Origin of the sequence: Panacagrimonas sp., from assembly GCF_965216805.1 — a bacterium.
In the GTDB taxonomy this organism is placed as follows: Bacteria; Pseudomonadota; Gammaproteobacteria; order Nevskiales; family Nevskiaceae; genus Panacagrimonas.
The window spans coordinates 1,868,327-1,887,985 of record NZ_CBDCGN010000003.1 but is presented as its reverse complement, the minus strand read 5'-3'; the positions used below and the strand labels follow the sequence as shown (position 1 = coordinate 1,887,985).

At 63.4% G+C, this 19,659-nt stretch carries 20 protein-coding genes, 1 tRNA gene, 1 pseudogene, 1 riboswitch and 1 other annotated feature; of the genes and pseudogenes, 7 read left to right on the top strand and 15 right to left on the bottom strand.

All coding sequences use genetic code 11. The annotated features are described in order from the left end of the window. Positions 1 to 58 precede the first annotated feature (58 nt). Positions 59 to 454 carry a DUF4168 domain-containing protein gene (locus ACOOHP_RS21645; protein ID WP_420468529.1) on the bottom strand — a complete coding sequence of 132 codons (396 nt, stop codon included), beginning with the start codon at positions 452 to 454 and terminating at the stop codon, positions 59 to 61. Between the two features lie 238 nt (positions 455 to 692). Between ACOOHP_RS21645 and ACOOHP_RS21640 the strand changes: the two genes are divergently transcribed. Further along, on the top strand, positions 693 to 1,229 hold the full coding sequence (locus tag ACOOHP_RS21640) for an RNA polymerase sigma factor (RefSeq protein WP_420468528.1): 537 nt from the start codon (positions 693 to 695) through the stop codon (positions 1,227 to 1,229). Continuing rightward, positions 1,226 to 2,227, top strand: a complete 1,002-nt coding sequence (locus ACOOHP_RS21635; protein WP_420468527.1) for an anti-sigma factor family protein — start codon at positions 1,226 to 1,228, stop codon at positions 2,225 to 2,227. Before ACOOHP_RS21640 ends, ACOOHP_RS21635 begins: the two co-directional genes overlap by 4 nt. Positions 2,228 to 2,240: 13 nt before the next feature. Here the strand turns inward: ACOOHP_RS21635 and ACOOHP_RS21630 are convergent, their stop codons facing one another. The 3 genes from ACOOHP_RS21630 to ACOOHP_RS21620 all read right to left on the bottom strand — a co-directional run bounded on the left by ACOOHP_RS21630 (position 2,241) and on the right by ACOOHP_RS21620 (position 5,150). After that, on the bottom strand, positions 2,241 to 3,581 hold the full coding sequence (locus ACOOHP_RS21630; RefSeq protein ID WP_420468526.1) for an LLM class flavin-dependent oxidoreductase: 1,341 nt from the start codon (positions 3,579 to 3,581) through the stop codon (positions 2,241 to 2,243). Positions 3,582 to 3,663: 82 nt separating this feature from the next. Then, positions 3,664 to 4,827: an acyl-CoA desaturase gene (locus ACOOHP_RS21625; protein ID WP_420468525.1), complete on the bottom strand. Its 1,164-nt coding sequence runs from the start codon at positions 4,825 to 4,827 to the stop codon at positions 3,664 to 3,666. A 110-nt stretch (positions 4,828 to 4,937) separates the two neighbouring features. Then, entirely contained in the window at positions 4,938 to 5,150 is a 213-nt protein-coding gene (locus ACOOHP_RS21620; RefSeq protein ID WP_133879928.1) for a cold-shock protein, read from the bottom strand. 503 nt (positions 5,151 to 5,653) lie between these two features. On the opposite strand from ACOOHP_RS21620, the gene ACOOHP_RS21615 reads away from it, so the two are divergent. The 3 genes from ACOOHP_RS21615 to idi all read left to right on the top strand — a co-directional run bounded on the left by ACOOHP_RS21615 (position 5,654) and on the right by idi (position 7,956). Beyond that, a protein-coding gene (locus ACOOHP_RS21615) for an IS3 family transposase (RefSeq protein ID WP_420466482.1) occupies positions 5,654 to 6,879 on the top strand; the annotation gives its coding sequence in 2 pieces (ribosomal slippage) (positions 5,654 to 5,939 and positions 5,939 to 6,879; 1,227 coding nt in all). Next, positions 5,932 to 6,048 (top strand) — a sequence feature (AL1L pseudoknot). (Overlaps the previous gene by 117 nt.) 59 nt (positions 6,880 to 6,938) lie before the next feature. Then, positions 6,939 to 7,388: a mevalonate kinase gene (locus ACOOHP_RS21610; protein ID WP_420468524.1), complete on the top strand. Its 450-nt coding sequence runs from the start codon at positions 6,939 to 6,941 to the stop codon at positions 7,386 to 7,388. After that, a complete protein-coding gene (gene idi / locus ACOOHP_RS21605) occupies positions 7,381 to 7,956 on the top strand; it encodes an isopentenyl-diphosphate Delta-isomerase (RefSeq protein ID WP_420468523.1) in 576 nt (191 codons plus the stop codon). The genes ACOOHP_RS21610 and idi overlap by 8 nt, the downstream gene beginning before the upstream one ends. 35 nt (positions 7,957 to 7,991) lie before the next feature. Here the strand turns inward: idi and ACOOHP_RS21600 are convergent, their stop codons facing one another. The 5 genes from ACOOHP_RS21600 to tadA form a co-directional block, all read right to left on the bottom strand. After that, positions 7,992 to 8,753 carry an esterase/lipase family protein gene (locus ACOOHP_RS21600; RefSeq protein WP_420468522.1) on the bottom strand — a complete coding sequence of 254 codons (762 nt, stop codon included), beginning with the start codon at positions 8,751 to 8,753 and terminating at the stop codon, positions 7,992 to 7,994. 44 nt (positions 8,754 to 8,797) lie between these two features. Next, positions 8,798 to 9,838 (bottom strand): NAD(P)H-binding protein, encoded by a 1,041-nt coding sequence (locus ACOOHP_RS21595; protein ID WP_420468771.1) that lies wholly within the window; start codon positions 9,836 to 9,838, stop codon positions 8,798 to 8,800. A 211-nt stretch (positions 9,839 to 10,049) separates the two neighbouring features. Next, a tRNA-Val gene (locus ACOOHP_RS21590) sits at positions 10,050 to 10,124 on the bottom strand. Positions 10,125 to 10,188: 64 nt separating this feature from the next. Then, on the bottom strand, positions 10,189 to 10,641 hold the full coding sequence (locus ACOOHP_RS21585) for a MaoC family dehydratase (protein WP_420468770.1): 453 nt from the start codon (positions 10,639 to 10,641) through the stop codon (positions 10,189 to 10,191). A gap of 2 nt (positions 10,642 to 10,643) precedes the next feature. Then, positions 10,644 to 11,144: a tRNA adenosine(34) deaminase TadA gene (gene tadA / locus ACOOHP_RS21580; protein WP_420468521.1), complete on the bottom strand. Its 501-nt coding sequence runs from the start codon at positions 11,142 to 11,144 to the stop codon at positions 10,644 to 10,646. A gap of 48 nt (positions 11,145 to 11,192) precedes the next feature. Further along, a riboswitch (yybP-ykoY riboswitch) is annotated at positions 11,193 to 11,345 on the top strand. 17 nt (positions 11,346 to 11,362) lie between these two features. Between tadA and ACOOHP_RS21575 the strand changes: the two genes are divergently transcribed. Beyond that, entirely contained in the window at positions 11,363 to 11,953 is a 591-nt protein-coding gene (locus ACOOHP_RS21575) for a TMEM165/GDT1 family protein (protein ID WP_420468520.1), read from the top strand. Positions 11,954 to 12,197: 244 nt separating this feature from the next. Here the strand turns inward: ACOOHP_RS21575 and ACOOHP_RS21570 are convergent, their stop codons facing one another. The 6 genes and pseudogenes from ACOOHP_RS21570 to ACOOHP_RS21545 form a co-directional block, all read right to left on the bottom strand. Then, complete coding sequence (locus ACOOHP_RS21570) at positions 12,198 to 13,235, bottom strand: DUF72 domain-containing protein (RefSeq protein WP_420468519.1); 1,038 nt, start codon at positions 13,233 to 13,235, stop codon at positions 12,198 to 12,200. 314 nt (positions 13,236 to 13,549) lie between these two features. Further along, on the bottom strand, positions 13,550 to 15,235 hold the full coding sequence (locus ACOOHP_RS21565) for an ATP-binding protein (protein ID WP_420468518.1): 1,686 nt from the start codon (positions 15,233 to 15,235) through the stop codon (positions 13,550 to 13,552). A gap of 3 nt (positions 15,236 to 15,238) precedes the next feature. Continuing rightward, the gene (locus ACOOHP_RS21560; RefSeq protein WP_420468769.1) at positions 15,239 to 15,874 is read right to left on the bottom strand and encodes a hypothetical protein; all 636 of its coding nucleotides are present in this window, start codon (positions 15,872 to 15,874) and stop codon (positions 15,239 to 15,241) included. Positions 15,875 to 16,039: 165 nt separating this feature from the next. Next, positions 16,040 to 17,002 carry an IS5 family transposase gene (locus ACOOHP_RS21555; RefSeq protein WP_420464632.1) on the bottom strand — a complete coding sequence of 321 codons (963 nt, stop codon included), beginning with the start codon at positions 17,000 to 17,002 and terminating at the stop codon, positions 16,040 to 16,042. A gap of 63 nt (positions 17,003 to 17,065) precedes the next feature. Continuing rightward, complete coding sequence (locus ACOOHP_RS21550) at positions 17,066 to 17,437, bottom strand: hypothetical protein (protein WP_420468517.1); 372 nt, start codon at positions 17,435 to 17,437, stop codon at positions 17,066 to 17,068. Between the two features lie 169 nt (positions 17,438 to 17,606). After that, positions 17,607 to 18,029, bottom strand: a pseudogene (locus tag ACOOHP_RS21545) (PIN domain-containing protein); the annotation flags it as partial. A gap of 67 nt (positions 18,030 to 18,096) precedes the next feature. Here ACOOHP_RS21545 and ACOOHP_RS21540 point away from each other — a divergent pair. Further along, a protein-coding gene (locus ACOOHP_RS21540) for an IS3 family transposase (RefSeq protein WP_420465030.1) occupies positions 18,097 to 19,655 on the top strand; the annotation gives its coding sequence in 2 pieces (ribosomal slippage) (positions 18,097 to 18,535 and positions 18,535 to 19,655; 1,560 coding nt in all). Positions 19,656 to 19,659 lie beyond the last annotated feature (4 nt).

Below are 19,659 nucleotides of genomic sequence, written 5' to 3'. Positions count from 1 at the left end.
ACTTTCGATTCATGTCATCCGTCGCATCTTCCAGGTGACCGGCAAACAACCGGTGCCATCAGCCGCTGGTCATCGCGGCGCGGATGCGCTGCTGCAGCTCGGCATCGTTCTGCGCGGCCATCGCGATCTGGTTGTACTGCTCCAATGTCAGGCCGGAGTTCTGCACGGCGATCACCATCTCCTTGCGGGCCTTTTCCTGCACCGACTGCATTTCCGCTTCGGTTTCGGTGCCGTCGATCTGAGCCTGCCATTTCTGGCTGATCTCAGTAACGCGGCCCTGCGCTTGGGCAAAGGCATCGATCTGCTTGTCGTCGACCTCGACCAGCGCGGCTGCCGGCGGCTGCGCAGCGGGCGGCTGCGCAGTGCCCTGCGCCAGCGCGGCGTTGCTGAAGATCACGGCGCCTGCGCACAGCGAGGCAGCGAAAGTTGCGCGATATCGATTGAGGGACGTCATCTTGACTCCTTTGATGTCAAATGGATTCAGCGTGGCGCGTGCAGCGTCCACACCCCTACCCACACCGCTGCGAGGCATCCGGTTCCGATGCTTGCCGATCGAATTTCGGGGAACTGATCCCGATCCCGCGGTGTTGTTCGGGTGTATGCGCGCAACCGGCGTCCGCTCGCCCGGACAGGCAACGGTGGCGCGATCAAGACTCTATAGAGACCCATCGACCGCAACCCCTGGAGTGCCGGTGAAGGAACGCGATGAATTCGAGTGGCTGCTGGAGCAGGAAATCCCGCATCTGCGCCGCTATGCACGCGCGTTGACCCACAGCGTCACCGAAGCCGACGATCTGGTGCAGGATTGCCTGGAACGTGCGCTGAGAAAGTGGTTTCGATGGCAGATGCAGGGGCGCCTGCGCAGCTGGCTGTTCCGCATGCTGTATCGCCTGCACCTGAACCGGCTGCGCACACAGCGTCGGCAGTGCATCGAGCGCTCGCTGGACGATATGGCGACGGAGCCGGCGCAGGCCGCACAGCAGGAGCAGCGCGCCGAATGCCTGGACATCCTGCAGGTCATGCGCGGCATCCCAGAAGACCAGCGCCAGGCCATCCTACTGGTAGCACTGGAAGACATGAGTTACGACGAGGCCGCCTGGGTGCTGGCGATACCGGTAGGCACCTTGCGCTCGCGGATCTCGCGCGGGCGCTCGGCGCTGCGTGATCTGTGCGGCGAGGCCACGCCGGTGCAGGCCGAGCCCCGCGCCAACTTGAGGAGGGTCAAATGAACGACCGATCCACCCTGCCGGACCGTCGACCGGACGATGACGAACTGCTGGCCTACGCCGAGGGCCGACTACCGGCCGATACCGCGCGCGGTCGTCAGATCGCAGCGTGGCTGCAGCGCGACAAGCGTGCGCACGAACGTGTCATGACCTGCCGCGCACAGGACCAGGCCATTCGCCGGCATTACGCCAGGGTGCTGGCCGAACCGATCCCGGAACGTCTGCAAATCGCCGTCGTGCAGCGACGCCTGGCGCAGCGCGACCGGCGCTGGCGGCTGATGGCTGCGGCGTCGATCGCCGCAGGAGTGCTGCTGACCGCGGTGTGGACCCTGCAGCCGCCAAAGGCCGGCGCTCCGGAGACCTCGGAACTGGACCGGTTTGCCGGCCGGATTTCGCAACAGATGCTGGCGCTGAGCAATCCGGACCGCGACAGTGTCGACGCCTTCCAGCCCCTGACCGCAGGCGACCCGACCTTGCCCCTGCCCGGCTATACTGCGGCTGGCACCCGCCAGCTGCAGATGGACGGGATCGAGCTGCGAGAGGTGCAGTACCGTGACGTCCACGGCCGCCATTTGAGTCTGTTTGTCGGCGAGCCACTGGCGATACCCGCGGACCCGGTGCGCTGGCAACGCGCCGGCGACACCCGGATCGTCTACTGGGAGCAGGACGGCCGGCTCTATGCGTTGGCCGGCGAGCTTCCGCAGGACGTCCTGGGCGAGGTGGCCGCCAGCGCGGTGACGGAGACTGCGCAACAGCAGTACGCCGGCGCGGCATCGGACCCGTCGACCGACACCTTCTCCGACCTCGGCGTCCGGCCCTTGGACGGATCGCCGCGACCAGCTCCCGCACGGCCGGTGACGGCGAGCTCGGCGCCCGCACAGCTCGCCGAACCGGTGCAGCTGGTAGGCAATGACGGCGCCCGACCAGTCGAGGCGCTGGCCCCGGACACTTCGTCCAACGTCGGCGATCTACCTGCCGGCGTCCACGAACCGGCGCTGTAGAAGGTCAGGCCTCTCAGCCGGCGCCGGCGTCCGCGAAAAAGCGGTTGGCCGGTCGCGGCAAGCCGAGATGTTCGCGCAGGGTGCTGCCGCGGTAGGCCCGGCGGAAAATCCCACGCCGCTGCAGTTCGGGCACCACGCGATCGGTGAAATCATCCAGGCCCTCGGGAAGGTAGGGGAACATCACGTTGAAGCCGTCGGAGCCGTCGGTGAGCAACCACTCCTCCATCTCGTCGGCAATGCTCTGTGGCGTACCCACCATCGACAGGCCAGGGTAGCCACCCACTCGCAAGGCGAGCTGGCGCACTGTCAGGTTTTCTTCGCGCGCCGCCGCGATCGCCAGCGCGCGCGTGGTCTTGCTCTGGTTGCTCTCCGGGATGTCCGGCAGCGGCGCGTCGGGGTCGAATTTCGAGGCATCGTGTCCGAGCAGGATCGACAGCGAGGCCAGGCCGCTGTCGTAATGCACCAGGCTGTCCAGGTGCAGGCGCTTGCGGCGCGCGTCCTCCACCGTGTCACCGACCACGACGAAGCAGGCGGGCAGGATCTTGAGGTGCTCGCGCGGACGACCCACCCGCTGCATGCGCGCGCCAATGTCGCCGTAGAACTCGCGCGCCTCGGCCAGGGTGGACGCAGCCCCGAAGATCACTTCGGCGGTTTCGGCAGCAAGCTGACGACCGGATTCCGAAGCCCCCGCCTGCACGATCACCGGCCAGCCTTGCACCGGTCGCGCGATGTTCAGGGGTCCGCGTACCGACAGATACTTGCCCTTGTGCTTCAGGACGTGCAGACGCTCCGGATCGAAGTAGGTCCCGCTGTCGACGTCGCGCACGAAGGCGTCATCCGCCCAGCTGTCCCACAGGCCGGTCACCACGTCGTAGAACTCGCGGGCGCGCAGGTAGCGCTCGCCGTGCTCCATGTGGTCTTCCAAACCGAAATTCAGCGCGGCATCGGGGTTGGAGGTGGTGACGATATTCCAGCCCGCCCGGCCTTCGCTGATGTGGTCCAGCGAGGCGAACTTGCGCGCCACGTGATACGGCTGCTCGAAGGTCGTCGACGCGGTGGCGATAAGCCCGAGCCTTTGCGTGCAGACCGCCAGCGCCGGCAGCAGGGTCAGCGGATCGAACGAGGTGACGGTATGGCTGCGCTTGAGCGCATCCACAGGCATGTTCAGCACGGCCAGGTGATCGGCCATGAAGAAGGCGTCGAAGCAGGCCTGCTCCAGCTTCTGCGCAAAGCGCTGCAGATGCCGAAAGTTGAAGTTGGCGTCCGGATAGGAACCGGGGTAGCGCCAGGCGCCGGTGTGAATGCTCACCGGGCGCATGAACGCGCCCAGGTGCAGCTGCGGTTTATCGCTCATGTTCGGCGCACTCCCTTGGCCATGCCGGGTCGCAGCCCTGCTCAACTTTGCGGCACGTCACGCCGTGCGCGCTGCGCCAGGACTAGGCGTGCTGCACGGACAGCACGCGCAGACGCTGATACTGCTGGTGCAGCGCATCTTCCAGTACCTGCAGCTGACGTCGCGCCTCGCTGTGCTCCCAGCGTTCGGTCACCCGGCCGATGACCTGACGCTTGGCCGCCTCGATCTTTTCGGACTGCAGGCGCGTCCATTCGTTGACGGTGACCTTGAAGGTTTCCATCTCCGTTTCCAGCAGCGCCTGAAAAGCGGCCAGTCGACCCGGCTCGGCGCGACGCAGCGCCGCATGGGCGCGGGCAAACTGGCGCTCGATCATGGCGCGCCGGATGCGGAACTCCGGGACCCGGCGCAGCTTATGTGCCTGGCCGAAGAACGCACAGGTCGCGATCCACCATTTGGTGAGATCCAGATGCCACCAGCGCACGCCGTTGCGGTAATCCCAGGAGAACAGATGGTGATAGTTGTGGTAACCCTCGCCGTAGGTGAACAAGGCGATGAGATCGTTGTCGCGCGCGGTGTTGTCCTCGGTGTAAGGGCGACGACCCCACATGTGCGCCAGCGAATTGATGAAGAAGGTGAAGTGGTGATTCACCACCAGCCGCAGCAGACCGGCAACCAGCAGCACGCCCCAGGGATCGCCGCTGGCCCAGCCCACCAGCAAGGGCAGGCCGATGTTCATGAACAGCGCCAGACCCAGATAGTGGCGGTGCTGGAACATGACCACCGGATCGCGCTGCAGGTCCTGCACATTGGAAAAATCCAGCTCGTGGCTAGGGTAGTCGCGCAGCATCCAGCCCATGTGGGCATACCAGAATCCGCGCTTGATCGAGTAGGGATCGTGGTCGACGTCGTCCACGTTCTTGTGATGCACGCGGTGCATCGAGGCCCAGACCAACACGCTGTTCTGCAGCGCCTGCGCGCCGAACAGCATGTAGAAAATCTTCAGCGGCATGCGCGCCTCGTAGGCGCGGTGGGCCCACAGGCGGTGATAACCGCCAGTGATGGAAATGCCGCTGGCGTACAGAAACACCACAAACCATACCCAGGCAGCCGCGGAAAAATCGTGATGCCAGGCGTACAAGGGGAAAATCGTCAACAGCAGCAGGGTGCTGGCAGAGAACAGGATCGTCGCCGGCACATTCAACGGGGCACGGACAGCGGTGGAGGCGGGCGCCGCGGGATCGCTCATCGTCGTCTCAGGATTCGGTGGTCTCGAAAGGCTGGGGGTCGAAATCCAAAAAGAAAGCCGCGGCAAGGGGGCCGCGGCTCTCGATTACTGCAACATCGAATAAGGGTCGATCAGAGCGCCTTGATCTGGGTGGCCTGCATCCCCTTCTGGCCGCGCTGCGCGATGTACTGCACGCGCTGGCCTTCCTTGAGGGTCTTGAAGCCGGTGCCCTGGATTTCCTTGAAGTGAGCAAAGAGATCTTCACCGCCGCCTTCCGGGGTGATGAAACCAAAGCCCTTGGCGTCGTTGAACCACTTGACCACACCGGTCGATACATTCGACATGAAACGTTCCTCTGACAGTTGATGATGTGCAGGTCGGAAATGACCCACATGATGCAAGCGTCCAAGAAACGTTGCCCGGGAGCTGGAGCGTCCCCGGAAAAGCGATACGGGGCACAGAAGACCGCTGGCGAAACCCTGCTTGAAACGACTGCAAGCGGGACGTTAGCCGACCTGTGAGCGTTTGTCTAACGCCTCATTCAACCGACAACAAGACCCGATTTTGCCCAAGTCTTGTTGAATACAAAGCTAGTGGATTGCGAGGTGATCGAACCTGTGGCCCCCGTCGCATGAATTTGCTCAACCGTCGCTTGATGTCGACAAATAGCGGTGCGATGGCTGCATATCAATAATTTACGCAAACCTACGCGCACCAAACGCTCCGCACACTTCCAAATGCGCGCTTCACACTGGCGAAAATGTGGCGCGCACCCGCATCGCATCCGGCAATAGACCTGAACCGCCCCGGGAATCTCGGAGGCTCCCTCACTTGAGAGAATGGAGCCATGACCAGAGCATCGAAGTATTCCCCGGAAGTGCAGGAGCGCGCGGTCCGGATGGTGGCGGAGCACGCGGCGCAGCACACCTCGCAGTGGGCAGCGATTGAATCGATTGCTGCCAAGATTGGTTGTACAGCCGAGACGTTGCGGCGCTGGGTGCGCCAGGGCGAGCGTGACGCCGGTGTACGGCCCGGCCTGACCACGGCCGAGGGCGAGCGGATCAAGGCGCTGGAGCGCGAGGTCCGTGAACTGCGCCAGGCCAATGAGATTTTGCGCAAGGCATCGGCGTATTTTGCGCAGGCGGAGCTCGACCGCCCGTTCAAACGATGAAGGCGTTCATCGACGAGCATCGCTCGGTCCACGGGGTCGAGCCGATCTGCAAGGTGCTGCCGATTGCCCCGTCGACGTACTACGCCCACGCGGCTCGCGAGGCAGACCCACAGCGCCGTTCTACGAGGGACCAGCGAGATCGAGCGCTGGTGCCGGAGATCGAACGGGTCTGGAACGAAAACTTCCAGGTCTACGGCGTGCGCAAGGTGTGGCGGCAACTGCGGCGCGAAGGCTTTGATCTGGCCCGCTGCACGGTGGCGCGCCTGATGAAGCGCCTGGGCTTGCGTGGCGTCATCCGCGGCAAGTCGGTGCGCACGACGGTGAGTGATGCCAACGCACCTTGCCCGCTGGATCATGTCCGTCGTCACTTCAAGGCGGATCGGCCGAACAAGCTGTGGGTCTCGGACTTCACCTACGTGTCGACCTGGCAGGGCTTCGTCTACGTCGCCTTCGTCATCGACGTCTTCGCCCGGCGCATCGTCGGCTGGCGGGCTTCGTCCTCGGCGCGGACCGACCTGGTGCTCGACGCGCTGGAGCAGGCGCTGCATGAGCGCAAACCGGTCGGCCCGGATCGGCTGGTGCATCACAGCGACAGAGGTGTCCAGTACGTGTCGATCCGCTACACCGAGCGTCTTGCCGACGCGGGTCTCGAACCTTCCGTGGGCAGTGTGGGCGATTCCTACGACAACGCGCTGGCCGAGACCATCAACGGCTTGTACAAGGCCGAGGTGATTCACCGGCGGCCTTCCTGGCAACGCCGCGAAGACGTCGAGTGGGCCACGCTGCAGTGGGTGGACTGGTACAACAATCGCCGACTGATGGAACCGCTTGGCGACATCCCACCCGCCGAAGCAGAAGCTGCCTACTATTCACAAATCCCGAGTCTCGCCCTCGCGGCGTGACTCACAACAACGAGCCTCCGGGAAAACCGGGGCGGTTCACGCTGCTCTATCGTCGTGCCATGGGCGAACAGCCGACCCTGATGCAGCCGATCAGACTGGCCCGGTCTATCCCGCTGGTGATCGGCATCAGCCGCAAGGAAAGCCTCACCGCCAGAACCGTCGGCGCGGTGCGCGAGGCCTGGAAAAAGAACCCTTCCCTGTACGAGGACATCTTCCGTCGCATCGATCAGATCACCTTGCAGGGGCTGGCGGCCGCACAGCGGGACGACCTGGAGCAACTGGGCGATTTGATGAACGTGTGCCACGGTCTGCTCAACGCACTGCGGGTGTCCAGTCCCGAGATCGAAGACCTGGTGGAGATCGCGCGACGTCACGGTGCATTGGGCGCCAAGCTCACCGGCGGCGGCGGCGGTGGCTCCATCATCGCGCTCTGCCCGCAGCATCGCGATGAGGTCATGGGCGCAATGCGCGAAGCCGGTTATCAGGCCATGGAGGTGCAGATTGGGTAACGCACCCGCCCGCCCTGCCGCGGTGGTTTCGTTTGAAGACGAAGCCCTGATTCTGGTCGACCACGAGGATCGCGAGATCGGTCACCTGTCCAAGGCGGCGGCACACCACGGCAATGGTCGTTTGCATCGCGCCTTCTCATTGTTCGTTTTCGATCCGCGCGGGCACCTGCTGCTGCAAAAACGTGCGGCCGGCAAGCGCCTGTGGCCGGGTTACTGGTCGAACACCTGCTGCAGCCATCCTCGCCGCGGGGAATCCATCGACGCCGCGATTCATCGGCGTCTGCACGAGGAACTGCGACTGCAATGCCCGCTGGCGTTCCTGTTCAAGTTTCGCTACCAGGCGCAGTTCGATGAGCGAGGCGCAGAGAATGAACTGTGCTCGGTGTTCGCCGGCCGCAGCGGCGACCCACCGGCGCTGAACCTCAACGAGATCTCGGAGCTGCGTTACGTGGCACCCGATGTGCTGGACCAGGAAATCCAGGCGCGGCCGCAGGATTTCACGCCCTGGTTCAAGATCGAGTGGTCGCGTATCCGCCGCGATCATGCCGAGCTGCTGACAAGGCTATAGAGCGCTTTTCAGCCTGCACGCGGACCTTCGCTCATTCATACCGGCTTCGCGGCGCGTTTGTGCCCCGCACGCGCAACTGATGACGAAACAGTCGATGGCTCCCACGGCGGCCGTGCCAATCGGTCCGCGAGCAGGCGCAGCACCTCCAGGCTGTAACCGAAACTCAGGTGCGTACCACCGACTTCCAGGTTCTCGGTCTGCGGCGCCTCGATTTCTATCGCGGCGCGCCAGTCCACGACGCCGTCGGCCTTGGAATGAATGGCGCTGCAGGCCACCGGCGGTGGCGCCAGCAGCGGCGTGAAGCTGCTCCGACCCCGCAAGGCCAGCAAGCCTTCGAACGCGGCCTGCGCCAGGCCGACCATCGCCTGCCCGGAGCCATGTGGGCGGATCGGACTGCCCAGCGTGATCACGCGTCGCACTGCGTGTGGCCGCGCGCGCGCCATCTCGCGGGCGTAGAGGCCACCGGCACTCCAGCCCACCAGGCTGACCGCTTCATGCTGCTGCGCGTGGAGTTGGTCGAGTCGCTCGATCAGGCGCTGAAGGGTCTGCTCGCGCAGCCCCAGGTTGCGGCCCTGCGCCCAACCACAGGTCGCGTAGCCCAGGCGCTGGACGGCGCGGGCCATCGGTCGCAACCCCTCGTCGCCCATGGTGAAGGCGGGCAGGAACATCACCAGATGCCCATCCCCCTGCGGCAGATCGGGGATGCCTTGCGCGCGCAGCAGGAAATTGGCCATGGCCAGGGGCGCACGCACTTCGGTGATGAACTTTCGCAGCGGCGGTGCAGGACGATTATTCAATCGCGCTCCAAGGAGTCCGCGCGGACACACAATGCGCCCACCGTTCAGAACACGGCGTGATCGCCGCGCTCGGGCGCAGCCGCGCCGCTGACAAGACTGGCATAGAAATCGAACAGCGTTTGCGTGCCGGTAGACGGGGTCGCATCGGCATCGTAGCGACCGGTTTCTGGATTCAGCACCAGCATGGATTCGGTGGTGTAGTAACGCCCGATGCGCGCCAGCTCGGCCTTTGCCGCCAGTGCCGGCACCACCTGCCCTAGCATGCCGAGCACGCCGATGACGGCATCGAGCAGTGCAACCGGCACCTGCTTGAACCGCGGTGGCCGGCCCAGCAGCGCGAACAGATGCTCGCCTTGTTGCCGCGGGGTGATGGCCGGCCCGGGCCCGCCAATGGGAAGAATGCGGTTGCGCCGGGCGGGATCGTCGAGACACGCGGCAAGATAGTCCGCCAGGTCCGAGTCGCTGATCGGCTTGCAGGCGGTGAGACTGCCATCGCCGAACAGCAGAAACGGCTTGCCCTGCTTCACCCGCTCCACCTGGCCCGACAGAGACTTGAAGAACGCCGTCGGACGGACGATCGAATAGCACAGCCCGGAGCCGATCAGGACGTTCTCGAAGGCAAGCTTGGCCTGCTGAAATGCCAGCAACGGCTTCTGCACGCAGATCGCCGATAGCTGCACGAACTGTTCAACCCCAGCGCCGTGCGCGGCTTCGAGCGCGTGCAGATGCGCGCGATGATCGATCGCCCAAGCGTCCTGCGGCGCACCGGTACGCGAAGCCAGGCACGACACCAGTGCATCGAAACGCTCGCCGCGAAAGCCATCGCGCGCGAGCGATTGCGGATCGGTGACATCGCCCAGTCGAAGCTCGGCGCCTTCAAGCAGACCCCGGCTGTCCAGCGGTGCAAGCGTGCCGCCGACGCCAGCCTGCGGCCGCACCAGGCACACCACATCGTGACCGCGTGCGACCAGGGCACGCACGCTGGCGCGTCCGATGGTGCCAGTGGCACCGAGCACCAGAACGCGACGCGGATGCGGTGATCGCAAGGTGATCGCCGCGGTGAGCGCTCGGGTGGACTGCGTCATGTCGGGGGTGAGCGATCCGGGAGCTTGGGTGGCGAAAGCCATGTAAGCGCTGGACGAATCTGCGCTTCCCAACCCGTTTCGCGCTGAAAAAACGTTGCCACGCCAAACCCGCCACATTTCGTTGTGGTGAATTTGCGGTCTGTGTGAGCAATTTCGGTCCCGGACAATTCCCCGAAACCCAAAAGTTATCAGCCGGAACAGGCGCTTGTAATGGTGGATGGTACAGGGATCGAACCTGTGGCCCCCGCCGTGTGAAGGCGATGCTCTACCGCTGAGCTAACCATCCGTGGGCCGCGAATAGTAGTGAGCGCCCCCGAGAGCGTCAATCTGACGGCGGCCCCGGCGCAGCATCAAGCCGCATCCTGAGGTCGCCGACCGAACATGCCCAGCGTCTTCATGGTGACCACGCAGGCGCCGGCCTGGTTGAACGCCACGTACTCGCAGCGGATGACCCCGCGATCAGGACGCGACTTGGAGGGTGTGATTTCGATCACCTTCATCTTCGTGCTCAGGACATCTCCCGGTCGCACCGGTAAAAGCCAGCGAATCTCGTCTACGCCGGGCGAGCCGTGGCTGGCCGACCGCAACAGCAGGTTCTCCACGATCTGGCGCATCAGCAATGAACAGGTGTGCCAGCCGCTGGCAACGAGCCCGCCGAAGTGCGAAGCCCTTGCCGCCTCATGGTCGACATGAAAGGGTTGCGGGTCGAACTGACGCGCGAAATCCACAATCTCTGACTCCGACACGCTGCAGTGGCCGAGGTCGATCTCCTGCCCAGGGTGAAAATCCTCGAAGTACAGCATGTTCATGTGTTGTCCTGGGCTGAAGAGAAATCGATTGGCACCGCGGCGCGACGGCGCGCGCGAAAGAACTCGCGTAACAGCTCGGCACATTCGGCCTCGCACACACCGCCGGTCCACTGCACTGCATGGTTGAGGCGCGGATTGGCGATAAGGTCGTACACCGAATTCACGGCACCGGCCTTGGGGTCGGCGGCACCGAACACCAGGCGTTGCACGCGGGCGTGGATGATGGCACCGGCACACATCGCGCAGGGCTCCAGGGTAACGTAGAGCGTGGTGCCCGGAAGCCGGTAGTTGCCCAGCATCTGCGCGGCGGCGCGCAGCGCCACCATTTCGGCGTGCGCGCTGGGGTCATGCCCGCTGATGGGTCGGTTGAATCCGTCCGCCACCAGACTGCCGTCGCGCACCAGCACGGCCCCCACCGGCACTTCGCCCAGCTCGGCCGCACGTCGTGCGCAGTCCAGCGCCTGATTCATCCAGTGTTGATCGACGTCGTGGGTCATATCGCCAAGTATCGCAGTGCCGCAACCGCCTGTAGACTCGTCAGCGTTTTGGGGAGTAGCCGTCCCGACGGATCGGGAGGGTGCGTCAACAAACTTGGCCACGGCCATGGCGCATCCGGTAGCGGCCTCGATCACCGAGGTCCACTTGGCGAGACCAAGGTGTCGTGCAGCGGCCGCCGGGCGCACTGCACGAACCTTGCCTCGCACAGCGCCCGGTCATGGAGTCTCTTTTGGACGCATTCCTGGTTTCCACCGGCACCGTTTTCCTGGGCGAAATCGGCGACAAGACGATGCTGCTCGCCGTCATGCTCGCCAGCCGCTTCCGCCGGCCGTGGACCGTGATTCTCGGCATTGTAATCGCCACCCTGTTCAACCATGCGCTTGCCGGATTGCTTGGCGCCTGGCTCAACGACGTCATTGCGCCCGGCCTGCTGCCTTGGATCGTGGGCCTGTCGTTCATCGCCGTCGGCCTGTGGGCGCTCAAGCCTGATCGCGCGGAAGAATCGGAAGCCTCGCGTGCCGGTCGCAGTGCGCTGTGGATTACGACGGTGAGCTTTTTTCTGGCCGAGATCGGCGACAAGACGCAGATCGCCACCACAGTCCTGGCGATCAAGTTCGACGCCCTCTTCGCCGTGGTGGCCGGCACCACCACCGGCATGCTGCTGGCCGACATGCCGGTGGTGTTCCTCGGCGCAGCGCTGGCCAGTCGCCTGCCGCTGCGCACAACGCGCTTCGCGGCCGCGGCCCTGTTCATGGTGCTGGGACTCAGCAGCATCGTGTTCGGTCGCGGGCTGATGGGCGGCGCCTAGCCCGCATTTCTCACAGGTCGCCGGAGAATCCCTTGCCATCGCCAATCCGCACAACGTTCTTCGACTTCGGCTCCGAAACAGACTGTAGCGAGATTCTCCGTCTGGATCGGCGCTGGCCCGTCTGCGGCGCGCATCGCTTGGGACTCACTCACCCCATAGAACCACTATGGGGTTCGCTCCGTCCCGGCGCCCTGCACGTCCTCGACCTACGGCCATCGCTCGATCCCCCTGTGAGAAATGCGGGCTAGCCGCCGGCGCGCATGTCGCGAATCGCCTGTGCCAATGCCACCGCCGACAGGGGCGCCGATCCCTCAGCCTTGTTGCTGAGCGTGACTAACGCATTGTGGCCGGCGCCGATGGTGCCGGCGATGACGCGCGCCAGAGCAGCGCGCGTCTCCAGGTCCGGATCGACCAGGCGGTCGAATGGCGCGTACTGATCGCGCGCCTTTTCGTATCCGAATGCGCCGTGCAACGGATTGAGATTCCAGCGACACACCAGCGGGCCGGGCCAGAGCGCGCGCAGGATCGGTAGTTGCTCGGCGAATCGGGGCATCTTGGCGTGCAGGCCCATGCAGTAAGTGGCGCCGGTATCGCGGAGCACATCGACGAACCCACCGCTGAGCCAGGCGGCGTCGCGCACCTCCACCGCAATGACGGCGTCCGGCGCGCGGCCGCGCAGGTCCGGCAAAGCACGCAACATCGCGTGCAGGCGCGCGACCCATTCATCCATCCGGTCCAGCATCACGCCCGGCAGTGGACTGATCTGAAACACCAGCGCTCCCAGCTTGTGGCCGAGACCATCCAGGGCCGGTTCCACACAGCAGCGCAACGCAGATTCTCCGTCGAGAAACCCTGCGTTCGTCTGCTGCCCGCGCCCGGACTCGTCCCGCAGCATCGCATCGGTCACCAGGCTGGGCGCCTTCACCACAAAGCGGAAATCTTCCGGCACTTGCACGGCATAGGCTGCGAACTGGGCAGCGGTCAGCGGCCGGTAGAAGCTGCGATCCAGACTGACCGTACGGAACAGCGGGTGCTGTGCGTAGGCCGCGAGTCCGTACTTGGAGAGCTTTACGTCGGCGTATTCGGCATCCCAAACCGTCCCGATCCAGCCGGGGTAGGTCCAGGACGAGGTGCCGAGTCGCAGTGTCCCAGGCAGCTCAGCCGCCAGATCGACCAACGCCGGATCGACGGTTGCAGGCTGGACCTTGGCCCCGCGGGTGCGCGACTTCGATGCCGGCTGTGCTGTGGTTTCTTCAGGTTCTGGGAAGAGTGAATTTTGCATTGGCGTTCATTTGGGCGCTCGGGTGAAATGCGCGCCTGTTCTCGCCGCCGACGCTACTGCGTTCGGGCCCGATCCGCCTTCGACATCGACCGCTCGGCGCGCAAAGCGCGACTTCGCCTTGCCGTCGATCCCCACTGCGTGGGGCCCTCGCCGGAGGGCTCAGTCGCTTACTCCCACTCGATTACATCTGGTGCCATTAAGCTATTATAAGTACGGAACTTCTGCGTAATTATCATTGCTCATTACCGTCATTTTTGCCGTCAAAGAACGACCGCTATGCCTCAGTTGAGAAATTCCTTCAGTTCGCTAGCCTGCTACCGCTCCTGACTCCGCCAGCGCTGGACAATGATGTCCACGTCTAGATCATCAGGGCCATCCTTCCACTTCGCGCAGAAATCAACATCATCACTGTTCGGCACCGGATTCGGCCTCTCAAACTGTAGGCGGGTCGGCAAAGGCACAGCTTCGCCCAAGACCAGAGCTTCGCCGCGTCCAAGGCCAGCAAGCACACTCACCAAATCGCCTTCACTTTCTGGCACAAGGCTACGGATATAGCTTTGGTCGGTTGGGTTCGTGATGCGCAAGCAGATAAAGGTGCCGCACTGGGCAAGCACGGTCTCAGAGACCTCATGAGGGCGTTGGCTGACGATAGCCAATCCGACCCCGTACTTGCGCCCCTCTTTCGCGATCCGCTCCATGGATTTTCGCGATCCCGTGAACTGGCTATCGGAAGCGCGCGGAATGTAGGCGTGAGCCTCCTCGCAAATCAACAGAATGGGGAACTCGCGGTATGCCGGATTCCAATAGTTGAACTCGAACGCCAGCCGGCCAATCTGCGCGGCAACCGTCGGCCTGACATCGAACGGTATCGAACTGAGATCGATGACCGTGTTTGCCGCCTTCTTGGCGCCGAGGCCGATGAAATCGCGCAGCATCGCTGACAGCGACGCCGAGGTGTTGCGCGAACGCGGCCTCAGTAAGAAATCGTAGCGCACGTCATTCAACTTACTTTCCAGCCGCATCAGGAAGCGATCAAAGTCCCCGAACATTGGCCCCTGTCTGTTGCCGACGCGCTCCGTATTCTTCGTGCGGACCTTGGCCAACACGTCATCGAGGGAAAAATAAATCGGCGTGTCTACCGTGACCCGCGCTAGGTTCAATGCCGCGTTCCTGTTTTCGTCGCTCCGGCCTTCCAATAGGCAGTCGCGGAAAAACGCCGTTTGGTTCGTGGCCTCGCGCTCACCATGCTCGATAAGCAGTTCGCACAACTCCGAGAATGTCATTAGCCAATACGGAATCTCCAGTTCGCGTGCATCCACGTGCCGCACGACGGCTTCGTCGAATGCGTAGTGGCGACCGCCATCCTTGCGCTTCCAACAATATTCGCCGTGCAAATCAAGAATGATGATGTGCGCCTTAGGCATCACCGCCACGGTCCTTTGCACGAGTGATGCGACGGTCCACGATTTTCCGGAACCCGTCTGCCCCAGGATGGCAAAGTGTCGGCCGAATAAGTTCGTCGGGTCCATACACACTTGCAGCGCCGGATGGCTCGCGACGTGGCCTACGGCGAAACCCTTGGAATTGAATTTGTCGAACATCTTGCCAATGTCCGGCACTCCAACGGCATGCACTTCGGCGCCGGTCGTCGGGTATTGGCCGACGCCACGGTCGAACAAGCCATTCGGGAGAATCGAACCAATGGGCGTCAAGCGCGCGATCCGTTTCGCGAAAGGCAGGCGCGCCGCATCGTCACCCGGTGTCTCGATTGAAGAGGGTGCCAGCGCTTCCTGTTCAGTCATCCGGGTAACAACGGCGATGATGTGAACGTCACTTTGGCGGATGGCCACATAGGAGCCGATCTGTCCAACCAGAATATCTTCATCGCCGATGGTGACCGTCGGTGTTCGGCCTTGCTCATCTTCAACCAATGTCGCTACGAGCATGGCCCCTTGTACATCGACGATGTATCCAATGACGGTCGGGCTGATCTTGGTCATACGCTACACCTTGTATGCGAGTTTTTCGAAGTTCCACAGGTCAGCGTGACCGGGACCGATCTCACTCTTGATTGAACAGCGGTCTTCAGTAACCACGATCGTGTTGGTCTTGGCGCTCCAACGAATCCAGGCGCTGTCAGCCAGCACTCTGGAAAAAATCAACACCGAAAAGTCGCTACGGGCTAGCGCTCCCTCGATGACGGCGTTGACGTGTTCATCCAAGAAGCCGTAACCGAAGCACGCCAAACGATTGAGGGGTACAGAGTCCTGGCCAAGGGAGCCGCGAAAGACCGACCAGAGGGTCGCGTAGGGCGGTGTCATGGTGTCGCTTGCCTTTCGCCGCTGCGGCGGGATCATCAGGCGCTTCGTCATAGCTGGAATCGGCGATGCAAAGGCACAGCGGCGCACGCCTGCTGCGCTCGCGCATTCATACCACCCCAGCGAACCATGAAGTTTCAGAAGATGCACGGGCCTTGTTGTTTCATCGAACTGGCGCCCCTTGTGCGAGCCACGAATTCTACCGATGCGTTCATCGAACATCGCCCCGTCAAAGTACGCGTGTTCATGACCCGCGAACCCATCGCATAGTCGAACTCGCACGGCTTCGGCGGCGCGTTCGAGCAACGGATCGTAGTTCAGGCTGAAGACCTTGATGCTCGGGTCGCCTTTCTGAGCTAGGGATTCTCTGATTTACCTGGTGACTGGCGCCCCAAGCCGATAAGAAATCCGAATTATGGGTGCTTGGATCGCCTCGGATGCCTCGTTTCTTGGCCTTTCGGCCTCAATCGCTGTGCAGCAGGCGGATTACGCCTGCTGCAGCTTCATCAATTGAGCGCGCGCCAGGTACAGGTTGGCCAGCGCGCAGGTCACCTGCAGCCGGTGCAGGTTCTTCGCCAGACCGCGGTAGCGGACCTTGGTAAAACCGAAGCGCAGCTTGATCACCGCAAAGACGTGCTCGACCTTGGCGCGCACCTTGGACTTGGTCCGGTTCTTCGCCCGCTCTGATTCGTCGATGACGCCCTTGAGACGGTAGCGCCGGTTGGTGAAATCCAGCGCCTGCGGGGCCTTCTCACGAATGACGCTGCCCTGACCGCGATACGCCTGATCACCCCACACCCGCGTCTCCTGGCCGTGCAGCAGTTCCGGCAATACCCGGCAGTCGGCCACGTTCGCCGCCGTGGCTTGTACCGAATGAATCAGCCGGGTCCGGCTGTCGACACCCACGTGCGCCTTCATGCCGAAGTACCACTGGTTGCCTTTCTTGGTCTGGTGCATCTCGGGATCGCGCTGCTGTTGCTGATTCTTGGTCGAACTCGGCGCGCCAATGATCGTGGCATCCACGATCGTCCCTTTGCTGATCTTGAAGCCCTGCTCCTGAAGGTAGCGCTGGACCTGGTCAAACAGCGGCTTGCCCAGGGTGTTGCGCTCCAGCAGGTGGCGGAACTTGCAGATCGTGGTTTCGTCCGGCGGCGCCTCCAGGCCCAGGTCAATCCCCGCAAAACGGCGCATCGACGCCGAGTCGTACAAGGCCTCCTCGGCCGCCGGGTCCGACAGATCGAACCACTGCTGCAGAAAGTAGATCCGCAGCATCCGCTCCAGTGCTATCGGTGGCCGTCCGCCGCTGCCGGTATCCTTGAAGTAATACGGCTCGATCACCTCGCACAGCGAGGACCACGGCATCACCGAGTCCATCTGCTCCAGGAAGCGCGCCCGCTTGGTCGTGCGCGCGTACTTCTCAAATCCACTGCCCAGGCTCTGTTGCTTCATCAAAGTCATCCGTCTGTCCGTTCCAGATTGAAACGCAAACAGCGTGCAACTTCGAGAGGTAAATCAGAGAATCCCTAGTCGCTTGGCGAATTCGCGATGCACGTCTGACGCTGGTCCAATTGTCAGAAACAGTTCAGCAATGGCAGCGGTTACGAGATGCCGGTGCGGCCCCTCGACGACGAGACCGTTGTCCAATTGATCCAGTGCGTCCTCAATCCCGAGGCCCCTCGTGTCCAGAACAGCCTGGATCTCGGCGCGTCTAGCGACATCGGTGATGCGGCCTTTTATCCGGTCCCAAAGTTCAATGGCGAGCGGATAGCCAGCACCGTTGAGATACGAAGAGCCGGCTCCCAGTAGATAGCCAACCCGCTGCGCTCGGAGTTGTTCAGCGACTTTCGCTTCCAGCCGCGCCGTGAAGCTTGGGGTAGCTATCATGCGTGTGTGCTGGCCGACGCGCCTACTCTGACCAGTCGGCCGATCCGCTTGCATCCTTGGGCAATGATCTGCTGCAAGCTGACCATGTACTGGTCTGGGTTGTAGACACTGACGGTCATCGAAGCTCCCCAATAGTGGCGATCCCAGAGATCGCATCGAACGGCCGTTTTTATAGAACCAAGCGATACGTGGCTAACGATTTGCTCGTCTGTACGAGCCCTTGTCGCAGCAGGATGTCGAGGTAGCGATCCACATCGATCGGCGGGCTCTTGAGCTGGCGCCGTTGGCGTTGCGCGGCGGCAACCACCGCAGCTTGATCGAGATCGAACAGATACTCCGTAAAGACGTCAGGATGCTGGCAGTCGATACCGAAAGTAGAGAGCACGTCAGCGGGGAAATCCTTCTCGTTGAACGTCACGATCACGCTGGCGTTGCAGCGGATCGCGGCGGCCAGCACATGACGATCATCAGGATCCGGCAGGGTCAGCCCGGCAATCAGGTGTTCGTGCCCAGTGACAAGCGCGTCCGGAATAGCAAGATCCATCAGCGACGACGTGCGAGCCAACTGTTCCGGCGTCAGGTCGGGTCGGTTCCCCCCCGCGTCAGAATAGTTGCCGCCTTGATAGGACCATCCCTGGGGGCGTCAATGAAGGTAGAACGTGGCTCGATACGGACAAGGATTCAAGGACCGCGCGGTAGCGCGGCTGTTGCCGCCTGAAAGCGCGGCGGTGGAAGACGTGGCGTTAGCAGTGGGAGTGGGTGCCCAGACCTTGCAGCGTTGGCGAGAGCAGACGCAGTCCGGGCCGGTGAAGGCTCGGACGTGGACCGCGGGATCGCGTCTGGAGGCGGTGATTGCAACAGCACCGATGGCCGAAGCGGATCGGAGTGTGTGGTGCCGGGAACAGGGTGTATTTCCGACGGAGTTGGAGAAGTGGCGGGCCAGCGCAACGGCCGCACTGGCGGAACCCGAAGAAGCCCGTGCCAGTCCGCAGGCGACGCGACAGGACCGCAAGCGCATCAAGGAGCTGGAGCGCGACCTGCTGCGCAAGGACCGGGCGCTGGCGGAGACGGCGGCTCTGCTGGTCCTTTCAAAAAAACTCGCGGCGATCTTCAACAAGGCAGAGGACGAATGATCGACCTCGAAGATCGCCAACGCCTGGCCCACAACATTCAAATCGCCCAGGGTGCCGGTGCCCGGCTGCACGCCGCGTGCGACACCGCGGGCATCGACACCCGCACCCTGCAGCGCTGGAGAGCGTGCGGGGGGCTCGTGGACGGCGATGGAAGGCCCCAGGCCGTCCGACCCACACCGGCGCATGCCCTGAGCCTGGCCGAGCGTGCCGAGCTCTTGCGCGTGGCTAATGAGCCGCGCTTTGAGGCCGTGCCGCCAGCGCGCATCGTGCCGATGCTGGCCGACGAAGGCGTGTACCTAGCCAGCGAGTCCAGCTTCGCGCGTGTGCTGCGAGCACATGGCCAAGCCACTCACCGTGGACGCGCCCGCGAGCCGCACACGGTACGCCCACCGACCACCCACATCGCCACTGCACCGCGCCAGGTGTGGTGCTGGGACATGACCTATCTGCCGGCCACGGTGCTGGGACGCTGGTATCACCTCTACCTGATTCTCGACCTCTACAGCCGCAAGATCGTCGGCTGGGAGGTCCATGACCGCGACCATGCCGATCACGCAGCGCATCTGGTGCGGCGCACCGCCCTGGCAGAGGGCATTGCGGCCCTGGTGAACAAGCCCGTGCTGCACGGCGACAACGGCGCCACGCTCAAGGCCACCACGGTGCTGGCGATGCTGCACTGGCTCGGAGTGAAGCCCTCCTACTCGCGGCCGCGGGTGAGCGACGACAACGCCTACGCGGAATCGCTCTTCCGCACCGCCAAGTACCGGCCCGAGTTTCCGGCCAGAGGATTCGAAGACCTGGCGGCAGCGCGCGCCTGGGCAGCCGGCTTCGTGCGCTGGTACAACATCGATCATCGCCACAGCGGCATCCGCTACGTCAGCCCGGCACAGCGCCACGACGGCAGCGATGGTCCGATCCTGGCGGCGCGCCACGCGCTCTACGCCCAAGCCCGCGAACGAAACCCTGCACGATGGTCAGGCGCAACGCGAAACTGGTCGCCGGTACTCGCCGTCACCCTCAACCCCGAACGCGACTGCGTCATCAACACCCACGTCGCCGAAACCTTTAAGCAACTCGCTGCATGAATGA

What these genes read in the sequence shown, in the direction of transcription:
- ACOOHP_RS21550 (WP_420468517.1), bottom strand. Translation starts at nt 17,437, where the DNA reads ATGATAGCTACCCCAAGCTTCACGGCGCGGCTGGAAGCGAAAGTCGCT.
- ACOOHP_RS21555 (WP_420464632.1), bottom strand. Translation starts at nt 17,002, where the DNA reads ATGAAGCAACAGAGCCTGGGCAGTGGATTTGAGAAGTACGCGCGCACG.
- ACOOHP_RS21625 (WP_420468525.1), bottom strand. Translation starts at nt 4,827, where the DNA reads ATGAGCGATCCCGCGGCGCCCGCCTCCACCGCTGTCCGTGCCCCGTTG.
- ACOOHP_RS21565 (WP_420468518.1), bottom strand. Translation starts at nt 15,235, where the DNA reads ATGACCAAGATCAGCCCGACCGTCATTGGATACATCGTCGATGTACAA.
- ACOOHP_RS21575 (WP_420468520.1), top strand. Translation starts at nt 11,363, where the DNA reads ATGGAGTCTCTTTTGGACGCATTCCTGGTTTCCACCGGCACCGTTTTC.
- ACOOHP_RS21610 (WP_420468524.1), top strand. Translation starts at nt 6,939, where the DNA reads ATGGGCGAACAGCCGACCCTGATGCAGCCGATCAGACTGGCCCGGTCT.
- ACOOHP_RS21570 (WP_420468519.1), bottom strand. Translation starts at nt 13,235, where the DNA reads ATGCAAAATTCACTCTTCCCAGAACCTGAAGAAACCACAGCACAGCCG.
- ACOOHP_RS21630 (WP_420468526.1), bottom strand. Translation starts at nt 3,581, where the DNA reads ATGAGCGATAAACCGCAGCTGCACCTGGGCGCGTTCATGCGCCCGGTG.
- ACOOHP_RS21645 (WP_420468529.1), bottom strand. Translation starts at nt 454, where the DNA reads ATGACGTCCCTCAATCGATATCGCGCAACTTTCGCTGCCTCGCTGTGC.
- ACOOHP_RS21620 (WP_133879928.1), bottom strand. Translation starts at nt 5,150, where the DNA reads ATGTCGAATGTATCGACCGGTGTGGTCAAGTGGTTCAACGACGCCAAG.
- ACOOHP_RS21585 (WP_420468770.1), bottom strand. Translation starts at nt 10,641, where the DNA reads ATGCTGTACTTCGAGGATTTTCACCCTGGGCAGGAGATCGACCTCGGC.
- tadA (WP_420468521.1), bottom strand. Translation starts at nt 11,144, where the DNA reads ATGACCCACGACGTCGATCAACACTGGATGAATCAGGCGCTGGACTGC.
- ACOOHP_RS21635 (WP_420468527.1), top strand. Translation starts at nt 1,226, where the DNA reads ATGAACGACCGATCCACCCTGCCGGACCGTCGACCGGACGATGACGAA.
- ACOOHP_RS21595 (WP_420468771.1), bottom strand. Translation starts at nt 9,838, where the DNA reads ATGACGCAGTCCACCCGAGCGCTCACCGCGGCGATCACCTTGCGATCA.